This is a genomic window from Mesorhizobium sp. B2-2-3 (genome assembly GCF_006442405.1).
GTDB lineage: Bacteria > Pseudomonadota > Alphaproteobacteria > Rhizobiales > Rhizobiaceae > Mesorhizobium.
On the sequence record NZ_VFWC01000008.1, the window covers coordinates 272,515 to 290,505 of the forward strand.

General features: G+C 65.6%; 21 protein-coding genes. 11 read left to right on the top strand and 10 right to left on the bottom strand.

Features of this window, described 5'->3' with window-relative positions:
• Nucleotides 1–54 precede the first annotated feature (54 nt).
• Nucleotides 55–201, bottom strand: a complete 147-nt coding sequence (locus tag FJ951_RS28835; protein ID WP_246671744.1) for a hypothetical protein — start codon at nucleotides 199–201, stop codon at nucleotides 55–57.
• A 299-nt stretch (nucleotides 202–500) separates the two neighbouring features.
• Between FJ951_RS28835 and FJ951_RS17235 the strand changes: the two genes are divergently transcribed.
• Entirely contained in the window at nucleotides 501–1,205 is a 705-nt protein-coding gene (locus FJ951_RS17235; RefSeq protein WP_140499435.1) for a helix-turn-helix transcriptional regulator, read from the top strand.
• A 63-nt stretch (nucleotides 1,206–1,268) separates the two neighbouring features.
• On the opposite strand, the gene FJ951_RS17240 is transcribed toward FJ951_RS17235, so the two are convergent.
• Complete coding sequence (locus FJ951_RS17240; RefSeq protein WP_140516187.1) at nucleotides 1,269–1,571, bottom strand: hypothetical protein; 303 nt, start codon at nucleotides 1,569–1,571, stop codon at nucleotides 1,269–1,271.
• Nucleotides 1,572–1,744: 173 nt separating this feature from the next.
• On the opposite strand from FJ951_RS17240, the gene FJ951_RS17245 reads away from it, so the two are divergent.
• The 4 genes from FJ951_RS17245 to FJ951_RS17260 all read left to right on the top strand — a co-directional run bounded on the left by FJ951_RS17245 (nucleotide 1,745) and on the right by FJ951_RS17260 (nucleotide 4,054).
• Complete coding sequence (locus FJ951_RS17245; protein ID WP_140516189.1) at nucleotides 1,745–2,113, top strand: hypothetical protein; 369 nt, start codon at nucleotides 1,745–1,747, stop codon at nucleotides 2,111–2,113.
• A gap of 155 nt (nucleotides 2,114–2,268) precedes the next feature.
• Nucleotides 2,269–2,865, top strand: a complete 597-nt coding sequence (locus tag FJ951_RS17250; RefSeq protein ID WP_140499124.1) for a hypothetical protein — start codon at nucleotides 2,269–2,271, stop codon at nucleotides 2,863–2,865.
• On the top strand, nucleotides 2,862–3,482 hold the full coding sequence (locus FJ951_RS17255; protein WP_140516191.1) for a hypothetical protein: 621 nt from the start codon (nucleotides 2,862–2,864) through the stop codon (nucleotides 3,480–3,482). The genes FJ951_RS17250 and FJ951_RS17255 overlap by 4 nt, the downstream gene beginning before the upstream one ends.
• Nucleotides 3,479–4,054, top strand: a complete 576-nt coding sequence (locus tag FJ951_RS17260) for a hypothetical protein (protein ID WP_140516193.1) — start codon at nucleotides 3,479–3,481, stop codon at nucleotides 4,052–4,054. The genes FJ951_RS17255 and FJ951_RS17260 overlap by 4 nt, the downstream gene beginning before the upstream one ends.
• Nucleotides 4,055–4,076: 22 nt before the next feature.
• Here FJ951_RS17260 and FJ951_RS17265 read toward each other — a convergent pair whose 3' ends face one another.
• The 5 genes from FJ951_RS17265 to FJ951_RS17290 all read right to left on the bottom strand — a co-directional run bounded on the left by FJ951_RS17265 (nucleotide 4,077) and on the right by FJ951_RS17290 (nucleotide 10,507).
• On the bottom strand, nucleotides 4,077–5,192 hold the full coding sequence (locus FJ951_RS17265) for an ionic transporter (protein WP_140516195.1): 1,116 nt from the start codon (nucleotides 5,190–5,192) through the stop codon (nucleotides 4,077–4,079).
• A gap of 127 nt (nucleotides 5,193–5,319) precedes the next feature.
• Nucleotides 5,320–6,615: a hypothetical protein gene (locus tag FJ951_RS17270; RefSeq protein ID WP_140516197.1), complete on the bottom strand. Its 1,296-nt coding sequence runs from the start codon at nucleotides 6,613–6,615 to the stop codon at nucleotides 5,320–5,322.
• Nucleotides 6,616–6,747: 132 nt separating this feature from the next.
• The gene (locus tag FJ951_RS17275) at nucleotides 6,748–7,764 is read right to left on the bottom strand and encodes an ABC transporter permease (RefSeq protein ID WP_140516199.1); all 1,017 of its coding nucleotides are present in this window, start codon (nucleotides 7,762–7,764) and stop codon (nucleotides 6,748–6,750) included.
• Nucleotides 7,761–9,326 (bottom strand): sugar ABC transporter ATP-binding protein, encoded by a 1,566-nt coding sequence (locus FJ951_RS17280; RefSeq protein ID WP_140516201.1) that lies wholly within the window; start codon nucleotides 9,324–9,326, stop codon nucleotides 7,761–7,763. The genes FJ951_RS17275 and FJ951_RS17280 overlap by 4 nt, the downstream gene beginning before the upstream one ends.
• Nucleotides 9,327–9,559: 233 nt before the next feature.
• On the bottom strand, nucleotides 9,560–10,507 hold the full coding sequence (locus tag FJ951_RS17290) for a substrate-binding domain-containing protein (protein WP_140516203.1): 948 nt from the start codon (nucleotides 10,505–10,507) through the stop codon (nucleotides 9,560–9,562).
• Between the two features lie 318 nt (nucleotides 10,508–10,825).
• Here FJ951_RS17290 and FJ951_RS17295 point away from each other — a divergent pair, with 318 nt between their 5' ends.
• Nucleotides 10,826–11,518 (top strand): RibD family protein, encoded by a 693-nt coding sequence (locus FJ951_RS17295; RefSeq protein WP_140516205.1) that lies wholly within the window; start codon nucleotides 10,826–10,828, stop codon nucleotides 11,516–11,518.
• Between the two features lie 18 nt (nucleotides 11,519–11,536).
• Here the strand turns inward: FJ951_RS17295 and FJ951_RS17300 are convergent, their stop codons facing one another.
• Nucleotides 11,537–12,427 (bottom strand): SDR family oxidoreductase, encoded by an 891-nt coding sequence (locus FJ951_RS17300; protein WP_140516207.1) that lies wholly within the window; start codon nucleotides 12,425–12,427, stop codon nucleotides 11,537–11,539.
• A 90-nt stretch (nucleotides 12,428–12,517) separates the two neighbouring features.
• Between FJ951_RS17300 and FJ951_RS17305 the strand changes: the two genes are divergently transcribed.
• Nucleotides 12,518–13,363 carry a helix-turn-helix transcriptional regulator gene (locus FJ951_RS17305; RefSeq protein WP_181167669.1) on the top strand — a complete coding sequence of 282 codons (846 nt, stop codon included), beginning with the start codon at nucleotides 12,518–12,520 and terminating at the stop codon, nucleotides 13,361–13,363.
• Nucleotides 13,364–13,447: 84 nt separating this feature from the next.
• Here the strand turns inward: FJ951_RS17305 and FJ951_RS17310 are convergent, their stop codons facing one another.
• On the bottom strand, nucleotides 13,448–14,347 hold the full coding sequence (locus FJ951_RS17310; protein ID WP_140516211.1) for a LysR family transcriptional regulator: 900 nt from the start codon (nucleotides 14,345–14,347) through the stop codon (nucleotides 13,448–13,450).
• 95 nt (nucleotides 14,348–14,442) lie between these two features.
• Between FJ951_RS17310 and FJ951_RS17315 the strand changes: the two genes are divergently transcribed.
• The 3 genes from FJ951_RS17315 (at nucleotide 14,443) to FJ951_RS17325 (ending at nucleotide 16,729) form a co-directional block, all read left to right on the top strand.
• Entirely contained in the window at nucleotides 14,443–15,327 is an 885-nt protein-coding gene (locus tag FJ951_RS17315) for an aldo/keto reductase family oxidoreductase (protein ID WP_140516213.1), read from the top strand.
• 125 nt (nucleotides 15,328–15,452) lie between these two features.
• Nucleotides 15,453–16,184, top strand: coding sequence for a pseudouridine synthase (locus FJ951_RS17320; protein WP_140516215.1), 732 nt, complete (start codon nucleotides 15,453–15,455; stop codon nucleotides 16,182–16,184).
• 143 nt (nucleotides 16,185–16,327) lie between these two features.
• Entirely contained in the window at nucleotides 16,328–16,729 is a 402-nt protein-coding gene (locus FJ951_RS17325) for a VOC family protein (RefSeq protein ID WP_140516217.1), read from the top strand.
• 6 nt (nucleotides 16,730–16,735) lie between these two features.
• Here the strand turns inward: FJ951_RS17325 and FJ951_RS17330 are convergent, their stop codons facing one another.
• The gene (locus tag FJ951_RS17330) at nucleotides 16,736–17,317 is read right to left on the bottom strand and encodes a histidine phosphatase family protein (protein ID WP_140516219.1); all 582 of its coding nucleotides are present in this window, start codon (nucleotides 17,315–17,317) and stop codon (nucleotides 16,736–16,738) included.
• A gap of 214 nt (nucleotides 17,318–17,531) precedes the next feature.
• Here FJ951_RS17330 and FJ951_RS17335 point away from each other — a divergent pair, with 214 nt between their 5' ends.
• The gene (locus FJ951_RS17335; RefSeq protein ID WP_140499152.1) at nucleotides 17,532–17,981 is read left to right on the top strand and encodes a universal stress protein; all 450 of its coding nucleotides are present in this window, start codon (nucleotides 17,532–17,534) and stop codon (nucleotides 17,979–17,981) included.
• Nucleotides 17,982–17,991: the final 10 nt, after the last annotated feature.

Here is a 17,991-nt window from a genome sequence, read left to right on the forward strand (position 1 = left end):
GGCGGTGGGCATTGTCGGGTTCGATCCGGCCTGTCGGCCGTTGGATTGGCGGCCTCAGCCCGGCCGGCCGTCCAGCGCGGCGAGGCGCGCCAGCCGCGTCTCTGCCGTCACCCGGTCGGGTGCGGAAACCGCCCTGCCCGTCAGCCTGTCAAGCAGGATCACGGTGCCGTCCTCGGTGCGGATCAGGGAGCGGATCCGCACCGCGCTGAATTGGGGGCCGGAGCCGCGGGGAGCGGCGGCTCCGGCCGTTCCGGCCGCCGGTGACGGGCGGACCGGACGTGCGGCTGATGCATCGGGGCAATCAGCCTCACGCTTCGCCCTGGCCGGGGAGGAGGACAGCCGGGGCGAAAGGGAATGAGCGCTGGCCGGCTCGCGTGAAGCTGGCCTGAGGGCGCTTTCGACTCGGAAGGGGTTGAGCTTTTGCATGAATGGATATAAGCATAACTCAAAAGTTTATGCAAGCCATTCTTTCATGGACGAAAGCAGCGCTTGTTGGTCACATGGGCGCCATGGTGAAAACGCAACTGTCGATCAAGGTCGGGGCGGCAATCCGCCAGGCGCGCAAGCAGCGCGGCCTGGTCATGCGCCACATCGCCGAGCACAACGACACCGACGTCGCCGCCGTCGGCAATTGGGAAACCGGTCGCAACCTGCCCAAGACGGAAAACCTCCTGAAGACTGCCGCCTTTCTGCGTGTCGACCCGGTGGCGCTCGGCAAGGGCGAGGTGGTTTTCCTCGACGATGCCGGACCGGTCAACGACGCCGAGATCGTCACCGACGCCGGGCCGCCCCCCGCCGGGCCGATGGACATCCAGGTGCTGGGCGCCGCCGTTGGCGGCGACGACGGCGATTTCACCTTCAACGGCGAGCCCGCCGGCTACGTCCAGCGCCCACCCGGCATCCGCAACCTGGCCAAGGTGTTCGCGCTGCATGTGCTCTCGGATTCCATGGTACCCCGTTACGAGCCCGGAGACCTGATCTATTGCGGCGGCCGCGATGCCGTCCCGGGCGATCACGTGGTGATCGAAACCTTCCCGGAAGAGAACGAACGCAACGGCAAGGCCTTCATCAAGAAATTGGTCAAGCGCACCGCCGCCGAACTGGTGGTCGAACAGTACAATCCGCCGAAGACGTTGACCTTCAACCGCTACGCCATCAAGCAGGTCTGGCGGGTCATTCCGTTGAAGGAATTGCTGGGCTATTGAGGGCGACGGGGCAATTCTTCCTCCCACAAGGAGAGCAGGCAAAACCCAGCGTCGATGCCACCCTCACGCCCGCCCCGATCCCTCCAGCGGCATCTCGCGCTCGCTCAGCATCAGCGCCTCGCTGCGCACGCGCTGGCGCTCGTCGATAAACGCCGCCCGGATCTGGATCGCCGTGCCCGGCAGCCCGTCGGCGCGGCAGGCCGAGCAGACCAGCCGGCCCGAAAGCGCTGCCAGCGGCGTATTGCCAGTCACGCCGAAGCGCCGCAGCTGATCGGGCTTCCACCACCTGTTGCGGCCGCAATCGGCGCATTCGACCGATATCGAAACGACATCCGCAATCACTGATCCCTTGCCCGTCAATGCCATCGCGGCTCGCCTCTTTGTTCCTTGTTTGTTCGCATATTCCTGTGTTTTGAAACGAGAGTCGAGTCGCATCTTTCAGGGCTCCGCAAAAGTTTCTCTTTCGCCAATTTTTGAGTTATGCTTCTATATCGCTTGCAAAGCCGAGTCGGCGCGCGTGCAGCACCCCGGGAGAGACGATGGACGCCCTTGCCGCCGATTTCGCTCATGCCTGCGGCTATGGCGGCGACAGTCACGCTCTCATCGAGGCCTTCGCGAGAATCCGCGAACACGGCATCCGCCAGGCGCGCCTCGGCCATTTCAGGCGCAAGGTGGTCGTCGACGCGCTGAAACAATCGGAAGCGCTTTTCCTGGCGGCGATCGGCCCGGCGCTATCGGCACAGGAAGCCATCGAGGACGCCGCCCGCTTCATCTCCTTCTGGCGCAACATGCCGCGCTGGCGCCAGGAACGGCGCCTGGCGGACCTCGCCAGGGCGAGGCAACAACGCCTGCTGGCGCGCTTCTTTCGCCGCTACGGCCACCGCATTTGGGCCTTGCAGGCGGCATAGGCGGGCTCGCTAAGCCGTCGGCGACCACACTGCGCCACGAGAGAGACGCAGCCACGAGAAGGACTGGGCAATGCCGCCATTTGCGGGTTCCCATCCGCGCGTTTTCTTCCTAGATTGCCTGCGGGTGGCTGATCGTTCGACGTGCATATCAGGGAATGTTCAAGACTGCCCGTTCAAGAGTCCAGGCCTGGATGACGGCAGGCGCGGGAACCATCGCCGCGCTGTTGGCGGCCGGCCTCATGGGCGCCTTTGGCGCCCTGCCCGCTCACCCTCCGCCGCAACTGCCGTCCGATGCCGCCATCGATGCCGGCCGCTGGCGCATCAAACCGGTGCGTGCCTATGTCAGCCATGCCGACATCCATGGCGTGCCGCTGAAACCGGGCCAGAAGGCACTGGTGCTGGAGGCCGACATGACCAACCGCACGGCCGAATCCAACAAGGCCTACTTCGCTGTCTTCAAGCCGGAGGGAATCACCCTGCCGGACTCGATGCCGATGATCGCCCTGATACGCGATTCGACCCTGGCGCCGGAACTGCACCCCGGCATGACCGAGCGCCTGGCCTATGTCTGGCCGCTGGCCGGCGACGCCGCCGTGCCGCCGACGCTCGCCTTCGGCGTCACCGCGGAGATCTTCAAGCCGCGCGACAATCTCTACGGCACGCCCGGCTGGTACAATCCCTACCGTCTCGGCACCGTGACCTTGCCGCTCGCCGATATGCCGGCAACGGACACGCCGGGAGCCGGCTCATGAGGATGCGGGTCCTCGGCAATCTCGCGATTCTCGCCGCCACCGTGGCGCTGAGCTACGGTATGCAGCTTTCCAAGCCGCATTATGCCGACCTCACCGCGCCCATCCCGGTCGACGGCGCCATGCACGACACGGTGCGGGCACGCAGCTTCGACGTGCGGCTTGACGAGGTTGTCTTTGCCCGCGCGCTGAAGACCAACCAGTTCGGGCAGCAAAAGCTTTTGACGACGAGCGGCGTGTGGGCGGTGGTGACGACCAGCCTCACCGCGACCGACGCCTCCATCACGGTCGCGGACGGCACCTGGCAAGGTCCGACCGGTCTGCGCTACCGCCAGACGGAGCGGCTGGGCTATCGCCAGGACATGCCGCCGCACGGCGTCGATCCCGGCTTGCAAAAACGCGGCCTGTTCGTCTTCGAAGTACCGCCCGACCAGATCGGCGGCGCCAGGCTGCTGGTCTCGGAACGCCAATTCGGCGCGCTCGACGCGCAGGCCCGCATCAGCTTCGACGGGTTGTCTGCCGGCGCCGATGGACAACCGGCCGGCATCCTGCCGCAATACGATCTGGATGCACCACCGGGCCAGACTTCTCCGGGCCAGACACCGCAGGGCAAGCCATGAGCGCCGTCGCGACCGACATGGGGCCGGCCGCCGAGCGGCAGGTCGAGAAAAAATGGCGCAGGCGCAGCCTGGCGGCGCTTGTCATCCTGCTGCCGCTGGCGCTGGCAGAAACCAGCCATGACAGCTTGCGCGAATGGCTGGGCGGCGAAGACCTCATCGCCAGGGATGTCGAGTTTGGCCAGTCCGCGCACTTCGGCGGCAGCGACTGGAAGCTGGCGGACCTGCGCGGCGGCAAGGCCGGCCGCTTGCCCGATCAGGCCTTCGCCGTCATCGCCACCTTCTCCGTCACCGTCGGCGATCCCGACTTGCAGAAGCAATGGCTGGGCTGCAGGCTGATGCTGACCGATGCCGCCGGCCGCCGCTGGCTCCCCGACATGATTTCGGGCGTCAGACTGCCGGACGGCGTGATGAACTGCACCTCGGCGATCTTCTCCGGCGCCAAGACAGGCGACGTCATCACCATCGGCGACACCTTCATCGTGCCGGAGGATGCCATCAAGACCATCCGTCCCGCCATTGGGCTGGGAAGCGGGCGGCCGTGGTACCTGCGGTTTCAACGGCCGCCGAAGTAGCGACAGCGCCGGCAGTCCGGAGTCACGGCACGGCGATCAACAGGACGTAGGCAACAAAGACGACGAGGTGAGCAAGTCCGGTGAGAACCGTCGTGCGTCCGGTACTGAAACTTACGACACTCACCGCAAGGGCCAGAACCAGCAAAATCACGTCGCTCGGACCGAGACCGAGGTTGAGCGACTTTCCGGTGATGAGGCTGGCCGCCGCCACTGCCGGGATCGTCAGTCCGATGGTCGCGCACGCCGAGCCCAAAGCGACGTTCAATGCGCGCTGGAGCTCATTCCCCCACGATGCCTTGATGGCGGAGATCGCCTCGGGGAGCAGCACGACAAACGCAATCATCGCGCCGACGATCGCATCCGATTGCGGGATCTGCAGGTAGGTAAGGCCATCTTCAACGCCAGCCGCGACCCGTTCGGTCAGCAGGACGATCCCGACCAGTCCCAGAAGCAGGAAGACGAAATGCGTTGGCACGCCGTGGACCTGCGGAGAATGGCTTTCCGGAGCGCTTTCACGCACCTGCACCTCTAGGAAGTCCTCTTTCTGGCTGTAGCTCTGGGCGAAAACGAAACTGCCGTAGAGCAAGAGCGACAGCAGTGCGACGAAGGCCAGTTGCGTGGGAGAAAATGTCCCGGGGCTGGTGGCAAGCGTGTAGTTCGGCAGCACCATCGTCAGCACCGTGATCGCGGTCAGCACCGAGAGAAAGGAACTTGTCCCTTGCCTTCGGATGTCCTGGTGGCGGTGCCGCCACCCGCCAAGTGTCAGGCACAGCCCCACGATGCCGGTGCAAACGATCATGACCGTGGAGAACACGGACTCTCGCGCCAAGGTCGGATTGTTGGCGCCATGCCGCATCATCGAAACGATAATCGACACTTCGATGGTCGTTACAGCCAAGGTAAGAACTAGGGTGCCGTACGGCTGTCCGACACGTCGGGCTATCGCCTCCGCATGTCGCACCACGGCAAAGACGGTTGCCAAGGTAAGGATGATCGATATGCCGGCAACGATCACCACAATCGCCGTCCGATCTTCGATCGGCTCTATGTTCGATTGCAATATCAACGCCAGCGCGCAGCAGACCACAGGCAGGCCGAAGGTCATTGCCTCACTTCGACGGCGGAAGAAGTAAGTCATGCCATTCTCTTCGATCTTGCGAGTGCAAACAGGCGGTCTGTTTACGAGACCAGGAAAGATCGCACTTTCGCCCCATCACACGTACATGGCAAGGCGCGACAAGGATACGCTACGGCCGTTCCCGTCGCTACCGGGAACGACCGCCCGCCTCACCCGTCCCCTTGGAAAGCGAGAACGCCGTCTCCAGGACGGCGGCGAGGAAGCAGATGCGCAGCGGCTCGATGAGGATGCCGGTGGAGGAATCCTGGAACGGGCTGCCGAACAACAGCGTCACGCCATGCGACAGGATCTGCCAGACGTCGAGCTCGTGCGGGCCGATCAGCCGCGTCGCGCCGAGCCACAGCCAGGCCGCGCCCCAGTCGAGCAGGCGATAGCCGACGATCAGCGTACACAGCAATACGAGGCTGGAACTCACCGTCAGCCGCACGCCATTGGCGATCGGCAGATAGCGCGAGCGGTAGCCGGCGACGAAATGCTCGACGAAATCGCGCAGGAATTTCGGCAGGCCGGCATAGCGCTTGCCGACGCGTTCCAGCCGGCCGTGCACGCGCATCAGTGCCGTGTCGTCGCGCACATCATAGCCATAGATCAGCGCCGCCATCACCAGCCAGATCAGCGGCAAGAGCATGTAGAAGAACAGGTTGACGGCGATCGTCGAGGGCGCGATCGAGGTGATCTCGACCGGCACCATCGGCGCGGCCGTCGCCGCCGGCACCGGGCTCGCCAGCCCGTCGGCCGACGCCTGCAGAACCGACCAGAAATTGCGGCTCATCAGCCATTGCAGCGCGCTGTCCTTCCAGCGGCTGATGACGTAGAGGCCGACGAAGATCCAGTTGGTCTCGCAGATCACCACCACGATCTGCCAGAACGAGGCGGCGCCCGTTTTCGCCTGCATGAACTTGGCCAGCCGGCGCACCAGCCAGGACACCGCCACCGAGACCAGCAGCCAGCGCGAATCCAGCACGTCCAGAACATTGGCGCTCTGGCCGAAGCCGGCCTGGTCGAGCGTTTCGCGCGAATATTGCCGCACGATGTCGCCGAGGAACCCCCAGGCCGCGTAATAGGCGAAGAAGGGTAACAGCGCGATGGTGATCATGCGCACCAGCCGCGAACCGCGCCGGTCCGCGGTTCCCTGCCCCTCGGCGACCGTGGCCTTTTCCGCGCCACGCTGCGCGGCCAGCACATGGGGCAAGCCGGGACGCAGCACATGGAACATCGCCACCGTCACCACCAGTTGCGCCAGTGCCACCAGCGTCAGCATGGCGAGCCCGGCGAAATGATTTGCGAGCGCCACCTTGGCCGCCAGTTGCAGCAAGAGATCGCCGGCCAGAACACCGGCCAGCACCAGCACGACGAGCTGCGGCCAGAACCGCCGCAGCAGCGAAAAACTCAAGCTGATCGGTCTGATGATATCGGCAAACATGAGGTTCTCTCAGAATGCCACCCGCCCGAAATCCTTCTAGCAAAGGGGGGTTGTTTTGCAAGAAAGGTAGCGAGCTCTCCTGCCTATGGCAGAGCGGCGATTTCCCCTTCTCCGACGACAAGGGAGAAAGAATTAGCGCCTCACCCGCGACTTCAGCCAGCGATCGAACGCCACCGCCAGGATCAGGATTAGGCCGATGACGATGCTTTGCGTGTAGGACGAGACGTTGTTGAACTGGAGCCCGTTCTGTAGCACGCCGATCAGGGCGGCGCCCACCACGGTGCCGCCCACCGAGCCGATGCCGCCGAACAGCGAGGTACCGCCGATGACGACGGCCGAAATGACCGTCAGCTCGTAGCCGATGCCGGCCACCGCTTCGGACGAATTCAGCCTGGCCGACAGCACGAAGGCGGCGAGCCCGGCGAAGAAGCCGACGATGACATAGACCGAGACCAGGATGCGGTCGACGCGCAAGCCCGACAGCCGTGCGGCCTCGGCATTGCCGCCGACGGCGTAGACGGCGCGTCCATAGCGCGTGTAGCGTAGCACGATGTGGCACAGGATGGCGGCCGCCGCGAAGATGATCGCCGGCACCGGCACGGGGCCGATCAGCCCGGTGCCGAACCAGCGCATAGAAGCGTCGAAGCCCGAGATCGGGCCGCCATTGGAGATGGTCAGCGTCAGGCCGCGAAACACGGTGAGCCCGCCAAGCGTGACGACGAAGGGCGGCACTTTCAGCCTGGTGATGGCAAAGCCCTGAACACCGCCGGCCACCGCCCCCACCACCACGGCGGCAAGCAGCGCCGCGAACCAGCCATAGCCCTGCGTTCCCGACGTCGACAGCGACAGCGTGTTGGCGGTGCCGCCCTTGGCGACCACGGCCGCCACCATGCCGCAGAAGGCGAGCAGCGAGCCGACCGAAAGATCGATGCCGGCGGTGAGGATGACGAAGGTCATGCCGAGCGCGATCAGCCCGGTGATCGATATCTGGCGGGTGATGTTGAACAGATTGATCGGATCGATGAAGCTCGGCTTCAGCACGGTGAAGACGACCACCAGCGCCGCCAGGAATAGCAGCGGCCCGAAATTCATCAAGAGCCGCGCAATGCTGATGCCGCCACGCCGGCTCTGTTCCTCGGCCACACTCATCGTGCCTCCTCCTCAACCGCTCCCGGCTGGTCGAGCGCCATCAGTTCCATCAGTTTTTCCTCGCTTGCCTCGATGCCTGGCATCTGCCCGGTGATGCGTCCCTTGCGCATGGTCACGATCCGGTCGGACACAGCCAGCACTTCGGGCAGCTCGGACGAAATCATCATCACCGCTATGCCGCGCGCTGCCAATTGCACCAGGATCTGGTGCACCTCGGCCTTGGCGCCGACATCGACGCCGCGCGTCGGCTCGTCGACGATCAGCACCTTGGGGTCGCGCGCCAGCCAGCGCGCCAGGATCACCTTCTGCTGGTTGCCGCCTGATAGGCCCTCGATCGCCTGCTCGGCCGACGCCATGCGGATCGATAGCATTTTCCGGAACCCCGCCAGCGCATCGCGCTCGCGCCGCTCGGCCATGAAGCCGAAGCCATTGCTGAACCGCCCGAGCGAGGCGACGGAGAAATTCGGCAGGATGCCGAGCGCGGCGAAGATCGCCTGATGCTTGCGATCCTCAGGCACCAGGCCGATGCCGAGCGCTATGGCATCCGCCGGCGAGGCCGGCGCGATGGGCCTGCCGTCGAGCGTGATCGTGCCGCCCGCGATCCGGTCGGCGCCGAAGATGGCGCGCGCCAGCTCCGTGCGACCCGAGCCGACGAGGCCGGCGACACCCAGGATCTCGCCGGCCTTCAGGTCGATATCGACGCCGTCGAGCACGATGGCGTGCGGCGCTTCGGGATCGCGCACCGTGCGCAACCCGCGCACCGACAGCACGACGTCGCCGGCCACCGTGCGCTGCGCCGGCCGCGCATAGAGCTCGGACGCCGCGCGGCCGACCATTTTCTCGATGATGCGCGGCAATCGGATCGGCCCGCCTTCGCGGTCGAGATTGCCGGCCAACCTGCCGTCCCGGAGCACCGTCATGCGGTCGCAGATGGCGGCGGCCTCCTCCAGCCGATGGGTGACGAACATGATGGCGACATGGTCCTTGCGCAGCCTGTCCATGATCGACAGCAGCCGCTGCACCTCTGTCTCGGTCAGCGCTGATGTCGGCTCGTCCATGATGATCAGCCGGCTCTTCAGCGACAGCGCCCGTGCAATCTCGACGAGCTGCTGCTCGGCCACCGAAAGCGCCGAGACCGGCGTCATCGGATCGATCGTGAGGCCGACGCGGGCGATGATGGTGCGGGAGTCCTGCTCCATCTTGCGCCAGGAGACGAGGCCGAGCGGACCGGTCGGGGCGCGGCCAATGAAGATGTTCTCCGCCACCGTCAGCGTCGGGATCAGGCTGAGCTCCTGGTAGATGGTGACGATACCTAGCCGCTTGGCATCCTGCGGGCTCGACGGCCGGTAGTCGGCGCCGTCGAAGCTGATGCGCCCGCCCGACGGCGGCATGACGCCCGACAGGATCTTGAGCAGCGTCGACTTGCCGGCGCCGTTCTCGCCCAGCAGGCCGAGAATTTCGCCGGGCCTGATGTCGAGCGAGACATCGCGAAGCGCGGTGACGCCGGCGAAATGCTTGGTGACGCCCTCGACGGCGAGCAGGACGGGTGCGGCTTCAGCCATGGAATGGGTGCTTCCCTCGATGCAGTTTCCGGACCCGTCGGCGCGTGAACACCCCCCTCTGTCCTGCCGGACATCTCCCCCGCAAGGGGGGAGATTGGCTGTCTGTTCCGCATTCGCCAATTTTCAACGCCGCAATGAGAATGCGGACATCGACACTGCCGATCTCCCCCCTTGCGGGGGAGATGGCCGGCAGGCCAGAGGGGGTGCTGCCCCGCCGACCTCTCCATGCGAGCTCACTTCGTCTCGTTCAACCTCTCGGCCTTGTCGAGATTGTCCTTGCCGATGACGATCGGCGTCAATAGCACCAGCTTCTCCTTCGGCTCCGTCTTGTCCCTGGCGTAGGCGACGGCGATCTGCACGGCGGTGCGCGACTGCTGGCCGGGGAACTGTTCGACCGTGCCGGCGAGCTTGCCGTCGCGGACCGCGACCAGCGCTTCCGGCAGCGCATCGAAGCCGTAGATCTTGACGTCGGTGAAGTTGCGCGCCGCGCAGGCTTCGAGCGCGCCCAGCGCCATGTCGTCATTGGCACAGACGATCGCGTCCGGCTTGCCGTTGGCGGCAAGGCCGGCTTCCGTCACCGACAGCGCCTCGGCGCGGGCGAAATTGGCGGTCTGCTCGAAGACGATCTGGTACTTGTCCTTCAAGGGATCGAGCACATTGTGCACGCCCTTGTTGCGGTCGATCGCCGGCCCGGCGCCGGGTTGGCCCTGGAGGTGGAACAGTTTCGCGCCGTTGGGGAACGCCGCCACCACGGCCTGCGCTTCCGCCTCGCCGCCCTTGACGTTGTCGGCGCCGACATGGGCGAGGATGCCCTCGACGCCGTCGACGCGGCGGTCGATCGTCACCACGGGAACGCCGGCCTTGACCGCTTCCTCGATGGCCGGCGCCAGCGCGTTGACGTCGAGCGGCGAGATCACGATGGCGTTGACCTTCTGCACCAGGGCCGCCTCGATGTCGGCGGTCTGCTTGGTGGCCGAGTTCTGGCCATCGCTCTCGGTCAGGTTGACGCCTTGCGTGGCGGCTTCCGCCTTGATCTCGTTCAGCATGTGCACGAAGAACGGAAAGCCGAGACTGGGCACCGAGCCGAGAATGGTGAGCTTGTCCTGCGCAAATGCCGAGGGCGCGGCAAGCACCATCGCGCCCGCGGCCACGGACGTCATCAGGAATTCACGTCTGTTCATGGGATCCTCCTCCACAAGAACGCACGGCCCCGGAAACCGGGACGGTTTCAGGAAGGATCATGCGTCGGTTCAAAGTGTTGGAGCATCCTCCTTGCGTTTGCTAACGCATGCCGCTCCAGCTGATCGCCGTTGCAAAAACTGCCTCCCGTCGGCACCAGCAAACGGATGCTAGCCCAGGCTCAACCATTTGTGCAACATCGATATAACAGGCCCAGTCGGCAATGGTCGGAATTTGGATGAGCCGGGTGCCCAGCTTCCATTCTCCGGCGCTGGCCCTAGTTTGAACCGCGCCTGAGCCCATTCCCTGGAGGAACCCGCATGAAACCGCACATCATCTGCCATATGATCGCGTCGCTGGACGGCAGTCTCCACCCGAGCCGCTACACGGCCAGCCCGGACGGAACCCGGGCCGAATGGTCGAGCCTCTACGAGCATATCCATAATGATTTTGCGGGCGACGGCTGGATCGTCGGCCGCGTCACCATGGCCGAGATGAGCAAGGCCGGCGCGCACCCGCCGGCCGATGCGGGCAAGGTCGACCGACCCTATCATGTCGCGCAAACCGGTACGGGAAGCTACGCGGTGGCGCTCGATCCATCGGGCAAGCTCCACTTTTCCAAACCCGACATTGGCGGCGACCATGTCGTGGTGCTGCTTGGGCACGATGTCGCCGACAGCCACCTGGCCGAGCTCGCCGCCGACGGCGTGTCCTATATCGTGGCGGAAACGGCTGACATGGATCTCGGCCGGATGCTCGAAGTTCTCAACCGCGAATTCGCTATTCGCCGGCTGCTGCTCGAGGGCGGCGCCGGCATCAACGGCTCCTTCTTCGCGGACGGCCTTGTCGATGAGCTCAGCCTTCTCGTCGCTCCCGCTCTTGATGGGCGGGCGGCGAACCAGGGTTTCGTCGAATTCGGCGAAACCGGCCTCGCGGGCAAGATGCAACTGTCGCTCAAAAGCTGCGAAGCCCTCGCCCACGGGCTCGTCCATTTGCGCTACGCCGTCGGCTGACGACGCTTTATCGGCGCATCATGCGTCGTACCGCATGGCCTCGAGATCGGCGATCAGCGTCGGGCCGGTCGGCTGCCAGCCGAGCCGCGCCCGGGTCAGCGCGCTGGAGGCCGGCAGATCCATCGGTGCGAACATCGCCATCCAGCCGAAATGCTCCGCCGCCTGTTCCGGCGCGATCGAAACGACCGGCACGTTGAGGCCCCGCCCGATCACCTCGGCGATCGCGCGCACTTCGACGCCTTCTTCGCCGACCGCGTTATAGCGCGCGCCGGGCTGCCGCTTTTCCACCGCCAGCCGGTAGAGGCGCGCCGCGTCCAGGAGATGGCCCGCCGCATAGCGGTTGCGGCCCTCGCCGACATAGGCCGAAACGCCTTTCTGGCGCACGATTTCGATGAGCGGCGTGATGAGCCCTTGCCTGACCGGGTTGTGAACCTGCGGCAGCCGCACCACCGAGACGTTGACGCCGGCTTCCAGCAAGGCATTGCCGGCGAGCTCCGAGGCGATGCGCGGATTGGGATGGCTGGCGTTGAAGACGTCCTCGCTGGCAAGCTCGCCATGTCCGGGGCTGCCCACGCCGACGCCGGAGGTGATCACCAGCGGCCGGTCGGATCCGGCCAATGCCTGGCCAAGTGCCGCGATGACCCGGCTATCCTTCTCGCAATTCTCGGCAAACCGCGAAAAATCATGGTCGAACGCCGTGTGGATCACCGCTTCCGCCTTCGCCGCGCCGTCGCGCAGGCCCTCTGGATCCTCGAGCGTTCCCCGATGCACTTCGGCGCCCGCCGCCGCCAGCGCTTCGGCCCCCGCTTCGGAGCGGGTGACGCCGACCACCTGATGGCCCGCCTTGATGAGCTCGGCAACGAGCGCCGAGCCGATGAAACCGGTCGCGCCGGTCAAAAAGATACGCATGCGAATTCTCCTGCACGATTGCCTGCGCAGTATCGCCGGTCTATTATTCCATTAAAGTAGTGATCTTATCGTGGTATAATGGCTAACAGGATGCCCACCAATTCCGCCGGTTCGCTCGCGGCGTTTCTGAGAGACCGGCGCACCCGGCTCGATCCGGCCTCGTTCGGATTTTCAGGGCGCCGGCGCACGCCGGGGCTGCGCCGGGAGGAAGTGGCCCAGCGCGCCAACATCAGCCCGACCTGGTACACATGGCTGGAGCAGGGTCGTGGCGGCGCGCCTTCGGCCGATGTGCTGAACCGCATCGCCAAGGGGCTGATGCTGACCGAGGCCGAGCGCGAGCACCTTTTCATGCTCGGGCTCGGACGCCCGCCCGAGGTCCGCTATATCGGCGCGGAAGGCATCAGCCCCCGGCTGCAGCGCCTCCTCGACACGCTTGAATCGAGCCCCGCCTTGGTCAGGACCGCTACCTGGGATGTCGTTGCCTGGAACCGCGCCGCCCAGGTCGTGCTGACCGATTACAGCGCCCTGCCCGCAGACCAGCGCAACATTTTGCGCTTCATGTTCCGCAGCCCGGCCATCCGCGAAAAGCAGCACGACTGGGAAAACCTCGCCCGTTTCGTGGTGGGCGCCTTCCGCGCCGACGCGGCGCGTGCCGGCGCGGTGTCCGAGGTACGCGAACTCGTCGACGAACTGTGCAGCGCCAGCCCCGAATTCGCCGCCCTGTGGCGCGAGAACGACGTGCTCAGCCATGGCGACGGAACCAAGCGACTGAAGCACCCGGTGCTCGGCGACATCGAGCTGGAATATTCGGGATTCGCGGTCGACGGCCGCCCGGATCTGAGCCTGACCGTCTACAATCCGGTCGACAGCGCGGTCGCGGAGCGGATTCGCGAGCTGGCGAAGCGCGCCAAGGTGTCATTGGACCCGCCGCGATGATCCCCGCTCGTTCCTGGAACATTCCAGAAATGCGCAGCGGGTTGCGTCCTGCCATGCGTCCCATGAAACCGTCATCGGGGCGCCTTACCACCGCATCCCGCCGACAAAGTCGATGAATGCCCGCAGCGGCGCCGGGATGAGCCGGCGGCCCGGGTAATAGAGGAACGGGCCGGAAAACTCCTGCCACCAGGGCTCCAGTACCGGTTCGAGCCGGCCATCGTCGAAATAGGGGCGCAGCCAGTCCTCGAACAGCGAGACGATGCCGCCGCCGGCGACCGCCACATCGAGCGCAAGCGCCATAGCGGTGCCGGTGCTGACCAGCAGCGGCCCGGTCGGCTCGACGCTCACTATCTCGCCGTCGCGCTCGAACTCCCAGGGCGGCGTCAGGCCGCTGGCGAAGCGGCCGCGCAGGCATGCGTGATCGAGGAGGTCGCGCGGATGGTCGGGCCGGCCACGCCGGTCGAGATAGACCGTTGCGGCAGCGGTGGCGAAGCGCTGCCGGCGCGGGCCGATCGGTACGGCGATCATGTCCTGCTCCAGCCGCTCGTCATAGCGAATGCCGGCATCGCAGCCGCTCGCCAGTATGTCGACGAAACTGTCCTCGGCGGTCACCTCCAGTCTTATGTCGGGATAGGCGGCAAGGAAGGGCGGCAGAAGGCGCGGCAGAACCAGTTTCGCCGCCACGACAGGCACGTTGAGCCGCAGCGTGCCGGCCGGGCGGCCGCGAAAGCCGTTGACGACATCGAGTGCTGCCTCGACCTCGCCGAGCGCGGGGCCCAGCCGCTCCAGCAGGCGTGCGCCGGCCTCGGTCGGTGCGACGCTGCGCGTGGTGCGGTTGAGGAGCCGCACGCCGAGCCCCGCCTCCAGCCGCCGCACCGTTTCGCTGAGGCTGGAGGCGCTGACGCCGCTGACCCTGGCCGCCTCGCGAAAGCCGCCGGCGCGCGCCACCGCCATGAATGCCTGGAGGTCGCCCAGATCCGCCATTGTTCGCCTTTCCGCACAGCCTGTGCCGATTGCGCCATATTATCGCGCAAGCGGGCATTGTCTATATCTGGGCCGATCCACAGGAGATTGAGACCATGACTGACATCAGCAAGGCCGGAACATTCAAGCTTGGCGACCGCATCGTGAAGCGCATGGGCTACGGCGCCATGCAATTGGCCGGACCCGGCGTGTTCGGCCCGCCGAAAGACCATGACGGTGCACTCGCCGTGCTGCGCGAGGCGGTGGCGAGCGGTATCGACCATATCGACACCAGCGATTTCTACGGTCCGCACGTCACCAACCTGATCATCCGCGAGGCGCTGCACCCCTATCCCGCCAATCTCACCATTGTCACCAAGGTCAGTGCCCGGCGCGGCGCCGATGCATCGTGGATCCCCGCAATGTCGCCGCAGGAACTGACGCAGGCCGTGCACGACAATCTCCGCAATCTGGGACTGGACACGATGGAGGTCGTCAACCTGCGCTCCATGCACGGCATACACGGCCCGGCCGAAGGCTCGCTCGAACCCCAACTGAATACGCTCGCCGAACTGCAGCGTCAGGGTCTGGTGCGCCATATCGGCTTGAGCAATGTCACATCAACCCAGATCGCGCAGGGGCGCGGCATCGTCGACATCGTTTGCGTGCAGAACCAGTACAACATCGCGCATCGCGAGGATGACGCACTGATCGACGAGCTTGCCGCGGCCGGCATCGCCTATGTGCCGTTCTTCCCGCTCGGCGGCTTTACGCCGCTGCAATCCAGCACGCTGGCCGATGTCGCGCAAAAACTCGGCGCCACGCCCATGCAGGTGGCGCTCGCTTGGCTCCTGCGTCGCGCGCCCAACATCCTGCTCATCCCCGGCACCTCGTCCATTGCGCATCTCAGGCAAAACATGGCGGCGGCGGAGCTGGAGCTGCCAGCCGACGCGCTTTCCGTGCTGAACGGGATCGCGGACGAGACCGAGCAAGCAGCCTAAGCCGGCGCGACTAGCGCTTGCCGGGCGGCACCGCTGTCCGGCAAGATCCCGACCTCGGCGGCGGCTTGCGCAGCCGTCGCCGGCCATGGCATCTGGTCCGGTACAACGGATCGATCCGAAGCAGCATGGCTCCACGACCACCACGACCCGGCGTCAGCCTCAACCGCGCGCTGTCGAAGCTCGGCCTGTGCTCGCGCACCCAGGCCGAGCGGCTGATCGCCGAGGGCCGCGTGCGCGTCGGTGGCAAGGTCGCGCGCGATGCTTCCCTGCGCGTCGATATGAATCGCGACCGCATCGCCGTCGACGGCGAAAAAATCGTTGCTGAGCGCAAGGTCTATCTCATGCTTAACAAGCCGCGCGGGCTGGTCACGACCCGCGACGACCCGCTCGAGCGCGACACCGTCTATGCCTGTCTTGAAGGGCTTGACCTGCCTTTCGTCTCGCCGGTCGGCCGGCTGGACAAGGCGAGCGAAGGCCTGCTGCTGATGACCAACGACACGCGCTTCGCCAACCGGCTGATGGACCCGGCCTCGCACCTGCCCAAGACCTATCATGTTCAGATCGCCACGGTGCCCGACGCGGCGGTGCTGGAAGCGTTGCGCGCCGGCGCGCGTATCGACGGCGAGACCTTGAGCGCCAACTCGATCGAGCTGCTGCGCAGCGGCGGCCGCACCGCCTGGCTGGAGATCGTGCTCGACGAGGGCCGTAATCGCCACATCCGGCGCCTGCTCGCCGCCCACGGCATCGAGGTCAAGCGCCTGATCCGCGTGGCCATTGGCCGCTTGCCGCTCGGCGATCTCGCCAAGGGTACTGCGAGGCATTTGACGCCCGATGAATTGGCGCTGCTGGCGGGGTGAATAGGCGCAGGGTTGGCACTGTCGTTCGACATATCTGAAAATCGCGCCGGCACTTCCGTCTCCTGACGGAAAGCTGTCAGGAGCCCCGGCATATAGAAGGCCGGGAGCCCAGCCGCGGCTTCGACGATCAGGGAGCCAATGCGATGAATTTCGTCTCTGTCCGCATCATCACGTCCGATGTCCAGCGCCTCGTGCGCTTCTATGGCGAGATCACCGGCATGCCGGTGACGATGTACACGGAGGATTTCGCCGAACTGGCGACGCCGGCCTGCACGCTGGCGATCGGCAGCACGCGCACCCTGATGCTGTTCGGCAGCGACATCGCCCGCCCAGCCGACAACCGCACGGCCATCATCGAATTCCGAGTCGGCGACGTCGATGCCGAATTTGCCAAGTTGGCGGAAACAATCAAGGGCGCAATTGTCCAGGAGCCTACCACCATGCCCTGGGGCAACCGCTCGCTGCTGTTCCGCGACCCCGACTGCAATCTGGTGAATTTCTTCACGCCGGTAACCGCCGAGGCGATCCGGAAGTTCGACAGCTAGGCCGCCCTACTTCCCGTTCCACTTGCGCACCACCGGCTCGCCGAGGTCATGCTCGTAGCCGAGCACGCTGATGCTGGCCGTGTCGAGCACGAACAGCGCGCCGTCCTGCGGCGGCAAGTCGAGCCAGCGGGCGGTGAGCACGCGCAGGAAGTGCGCGCTGGAAAAGATCAGCGTGTCGGCGTTGGCCTCGCGCAGGCGATCGATGATCCTGTCGGCGCGGGCGCCCACATCGGCCGCCGTTTCGCCTTGCGGGCAGCCATCGCGAAAGACGTTCCAGCCCGGCCGTTCGGCCAGGATTTCCCTGGTGGTACGCCCCTCATAGGCGCCGTAGTCCCATTCCTGCAGGTCGTCCATCTTGACGCTTTGCGCCCCGAATCCGGCAAGCACGCTGGTGTTGTAGGCGCGTTGCGAGGGGCTCGACCACACGGCCGAAAACGGCAGGCCTTTCAGCCGATCCGCCACACCCCGCGCGGCCGCCTCGCCGGCTGCCGTCAGCGGCATGTCGGTGCGGCCGGTGTGCTGGCCCGACAGGCTCCACGCCGTCTCGCCATGTCGGACCAGATGGATTTGAGGAAACGCACTGCTCATGACGGGCCTTTCGAAGTTGCCGCACCTTAGAGGACGATGCGGCGAAGGGGAATCCAGCTGGCGCGAAAGTCCGGGGTGGAACGTTTGGGTGCGGTCCATGAAATGCCCACCACATTCCCTGGCCCTGATCCCCGCCGCATTGGCACAATGACTGGGCGCCGGGCATAACTATGTGTGGTCCATAGTTCACCAAGCACGATAGGTCACGATCATCATGTACAAACATCTGCTCATCGCCACCGACGGGTCGGAACTGGCCGACAAGGGCGTTGCCCACGGCCTCGGGCTGGCAAAGGGCCTCGGCGCCGCCGTGACCTTCGTCACCGTCTCGGAACAATTCCCGATCTTCGCCTGGGGCGGCGCCATGGCCGGCTACGCCGCGGGCGATGAGCTGGCCGCCTATCAGGAAGAAGCCCGCAAATACGGCAAGGAGGTGCTCGACAAATGCAAGGCTTCCGCCGAGGGGCTGGGCGTGTCGGCCAAGGTCGTGCACATCGAGGACAGAAGGCCCGCCGAGGCGATCCTGGAACTGTCGCAGACCGAACGCTGCGACCTGATCGTCATGGCCTCGCACGGCCGCCGCGGATTGGGCAGGCTGCTTCTGGGAAGCCAGACGGCGGAAGTCGTATCCTACAGCGAAATCCCGGTCCTGGTGGTGCGGTAGGCCGGGTCCG

Excerpts from the sequence above, each read along its gene's own strand:
- FJ951_RS17335 (WP_140499152.1), top strand. The coding sequence starts at position 17,532 with ATGTACAAACATCTGCTCATCGCCACCGACGGGTCGGAACTGGCCGAC.
- FJ951_RS17300 (WP_140516207.1), bottom strand. The coding sequence starts at position 12,427 with ATGCGTATCTTTTTGACCGGCGCGACCGGTTTCATCGGCTCGGCGCTC.
- FJ951_RS17275 (WP_140516199.1), bottom strand. The coding sequence starts at position 7,764 with ATGAGTGTGGCCGAGGAACAGAGCCGGCGTGGCGGCATCAGCATTGCG.
- FJ951_RS17310 (WP_140516211.1), bottom strand. The coding sequence starts at position 14,347 with ATGGCGGATCTGGGCGACCTCCAGGCATTCATGGCGGTGGCGCGCGCC.
- FJ951_RS17330 (WP_140516219.1), bottom strand. The coding sequence starts at position 17,317 with ATGAGCAGTGCGTTTCCTCAAATCCATCTGGTCCGACATGGCGAGACG.
- FJ951_RS17235 (WP_140499435.1), top strand. The coding sequence starts at position 501 with ATGGGCGCCATGGTGAAAACGCAACTGTCGATCAAGGTCGGGGCGGCA.
- FJ951_RS17250 (WP_140499124.1), top strand. The coding sequence starts at position 2,269 with ATGTTCAAGACTGCCCGTTCAAGAGTCCAGGCCTGGATGACGGCAGGC.
- FJ951_RS17320 (WP_140516215.1), top strand. The coding sequence starts at position 15,453 with ATGGCTCCACGACCACCACGACCCGGCGTCAGCCTCAACCGCGCGCTG.
- FJ951_RS17290 (WP_140516203.1), bottom strand. The coding sequence starts at position 10,507 with ATGAACAGACGTGAATTCCTGATGACGTCCGTGGCCGCGGGCGCGATG.
- FJ951_RS17260 (WP_140516193.1), top strand. The coding sequence starts at position 3,479 with ATGAGCGCCGTCGCGACCGACATGGGGCCGGCCGCCGAGCGGCAGGTC.
- FJ951_RS17245 (WP_140516189.1), top strand. The coding sequence starts at position 1,745 with ATGGACGCCCTTGCCGCCGATTTCGCTCATGCCTGCGGCTATGGCGGC.
- FJ951_RS17295 (WP_140516205.1), top strand. The coding sequence starts at position 10,826 with ATGAAACCGCACATCATCTGCCATATGATCGCGTCGCTGGACGGCAGT.
- FJ951_RS17315 (WP_140516213.1), top strand. The coding sequence starts at position 14,443 with ATGACTGACATCAGCAAGGCCGGAACATTCAAGCTTGGCGACCGCATC.
- FJ951_RS17325 (WP_140516217.1), top strand. The coding sequence starts at position 16,328 with ATGAATTTCGTCTCTGTCCGCATCATCACGTCCGATGTCCAGCGCCTC.
- FJ951_RS17270 (WP_140516197.1), bottom strand. The coding sequence starts at position 6,615 with ATGTTTGCCGATATCATCAGACCGATCAGCTTGAGTTTTTCGCTGCTG.
- FJ951_RS17305 (WP_181167669.1), top strand. The coding sequence starts at position 12,518 with ATGCCCACCAATTCCGCCGGTTCGCTCGCGGCGTTTCTGAGAGACCGG.
- FJ951_RS17280 (WP_140516201.1), bottom strand. The coding sequence starts at position 9,326 with ATGGCTGAAGCCGCACCCGTCCTGCTCGCCGTCGAGGGCGTCACCAAG.
- FJ951_RS17265 (WP_140516195.1), bottom strand. The coding sequence starts at position 5,192 with ATGACTTACTTCTTCCGCCGTCGAAGTGAGGCAATGACCTTCGGCCTG.
- FJ951_RS17240 (WP_140516187.1), bottom strand. The coding sequence starts at position 1,571 with ATGGCATTGACGGGCAAGGGATCAGTGATTGCGGATGTCGTTTCGATA.
- FJ951_RS17255 (WP_140516191.1), top strand. The coding sequence starts at position 2,862 with ATGAGGATGCGGGTCCTCGGCAATCTCGCGATTCTCGCCGCCACCGTG.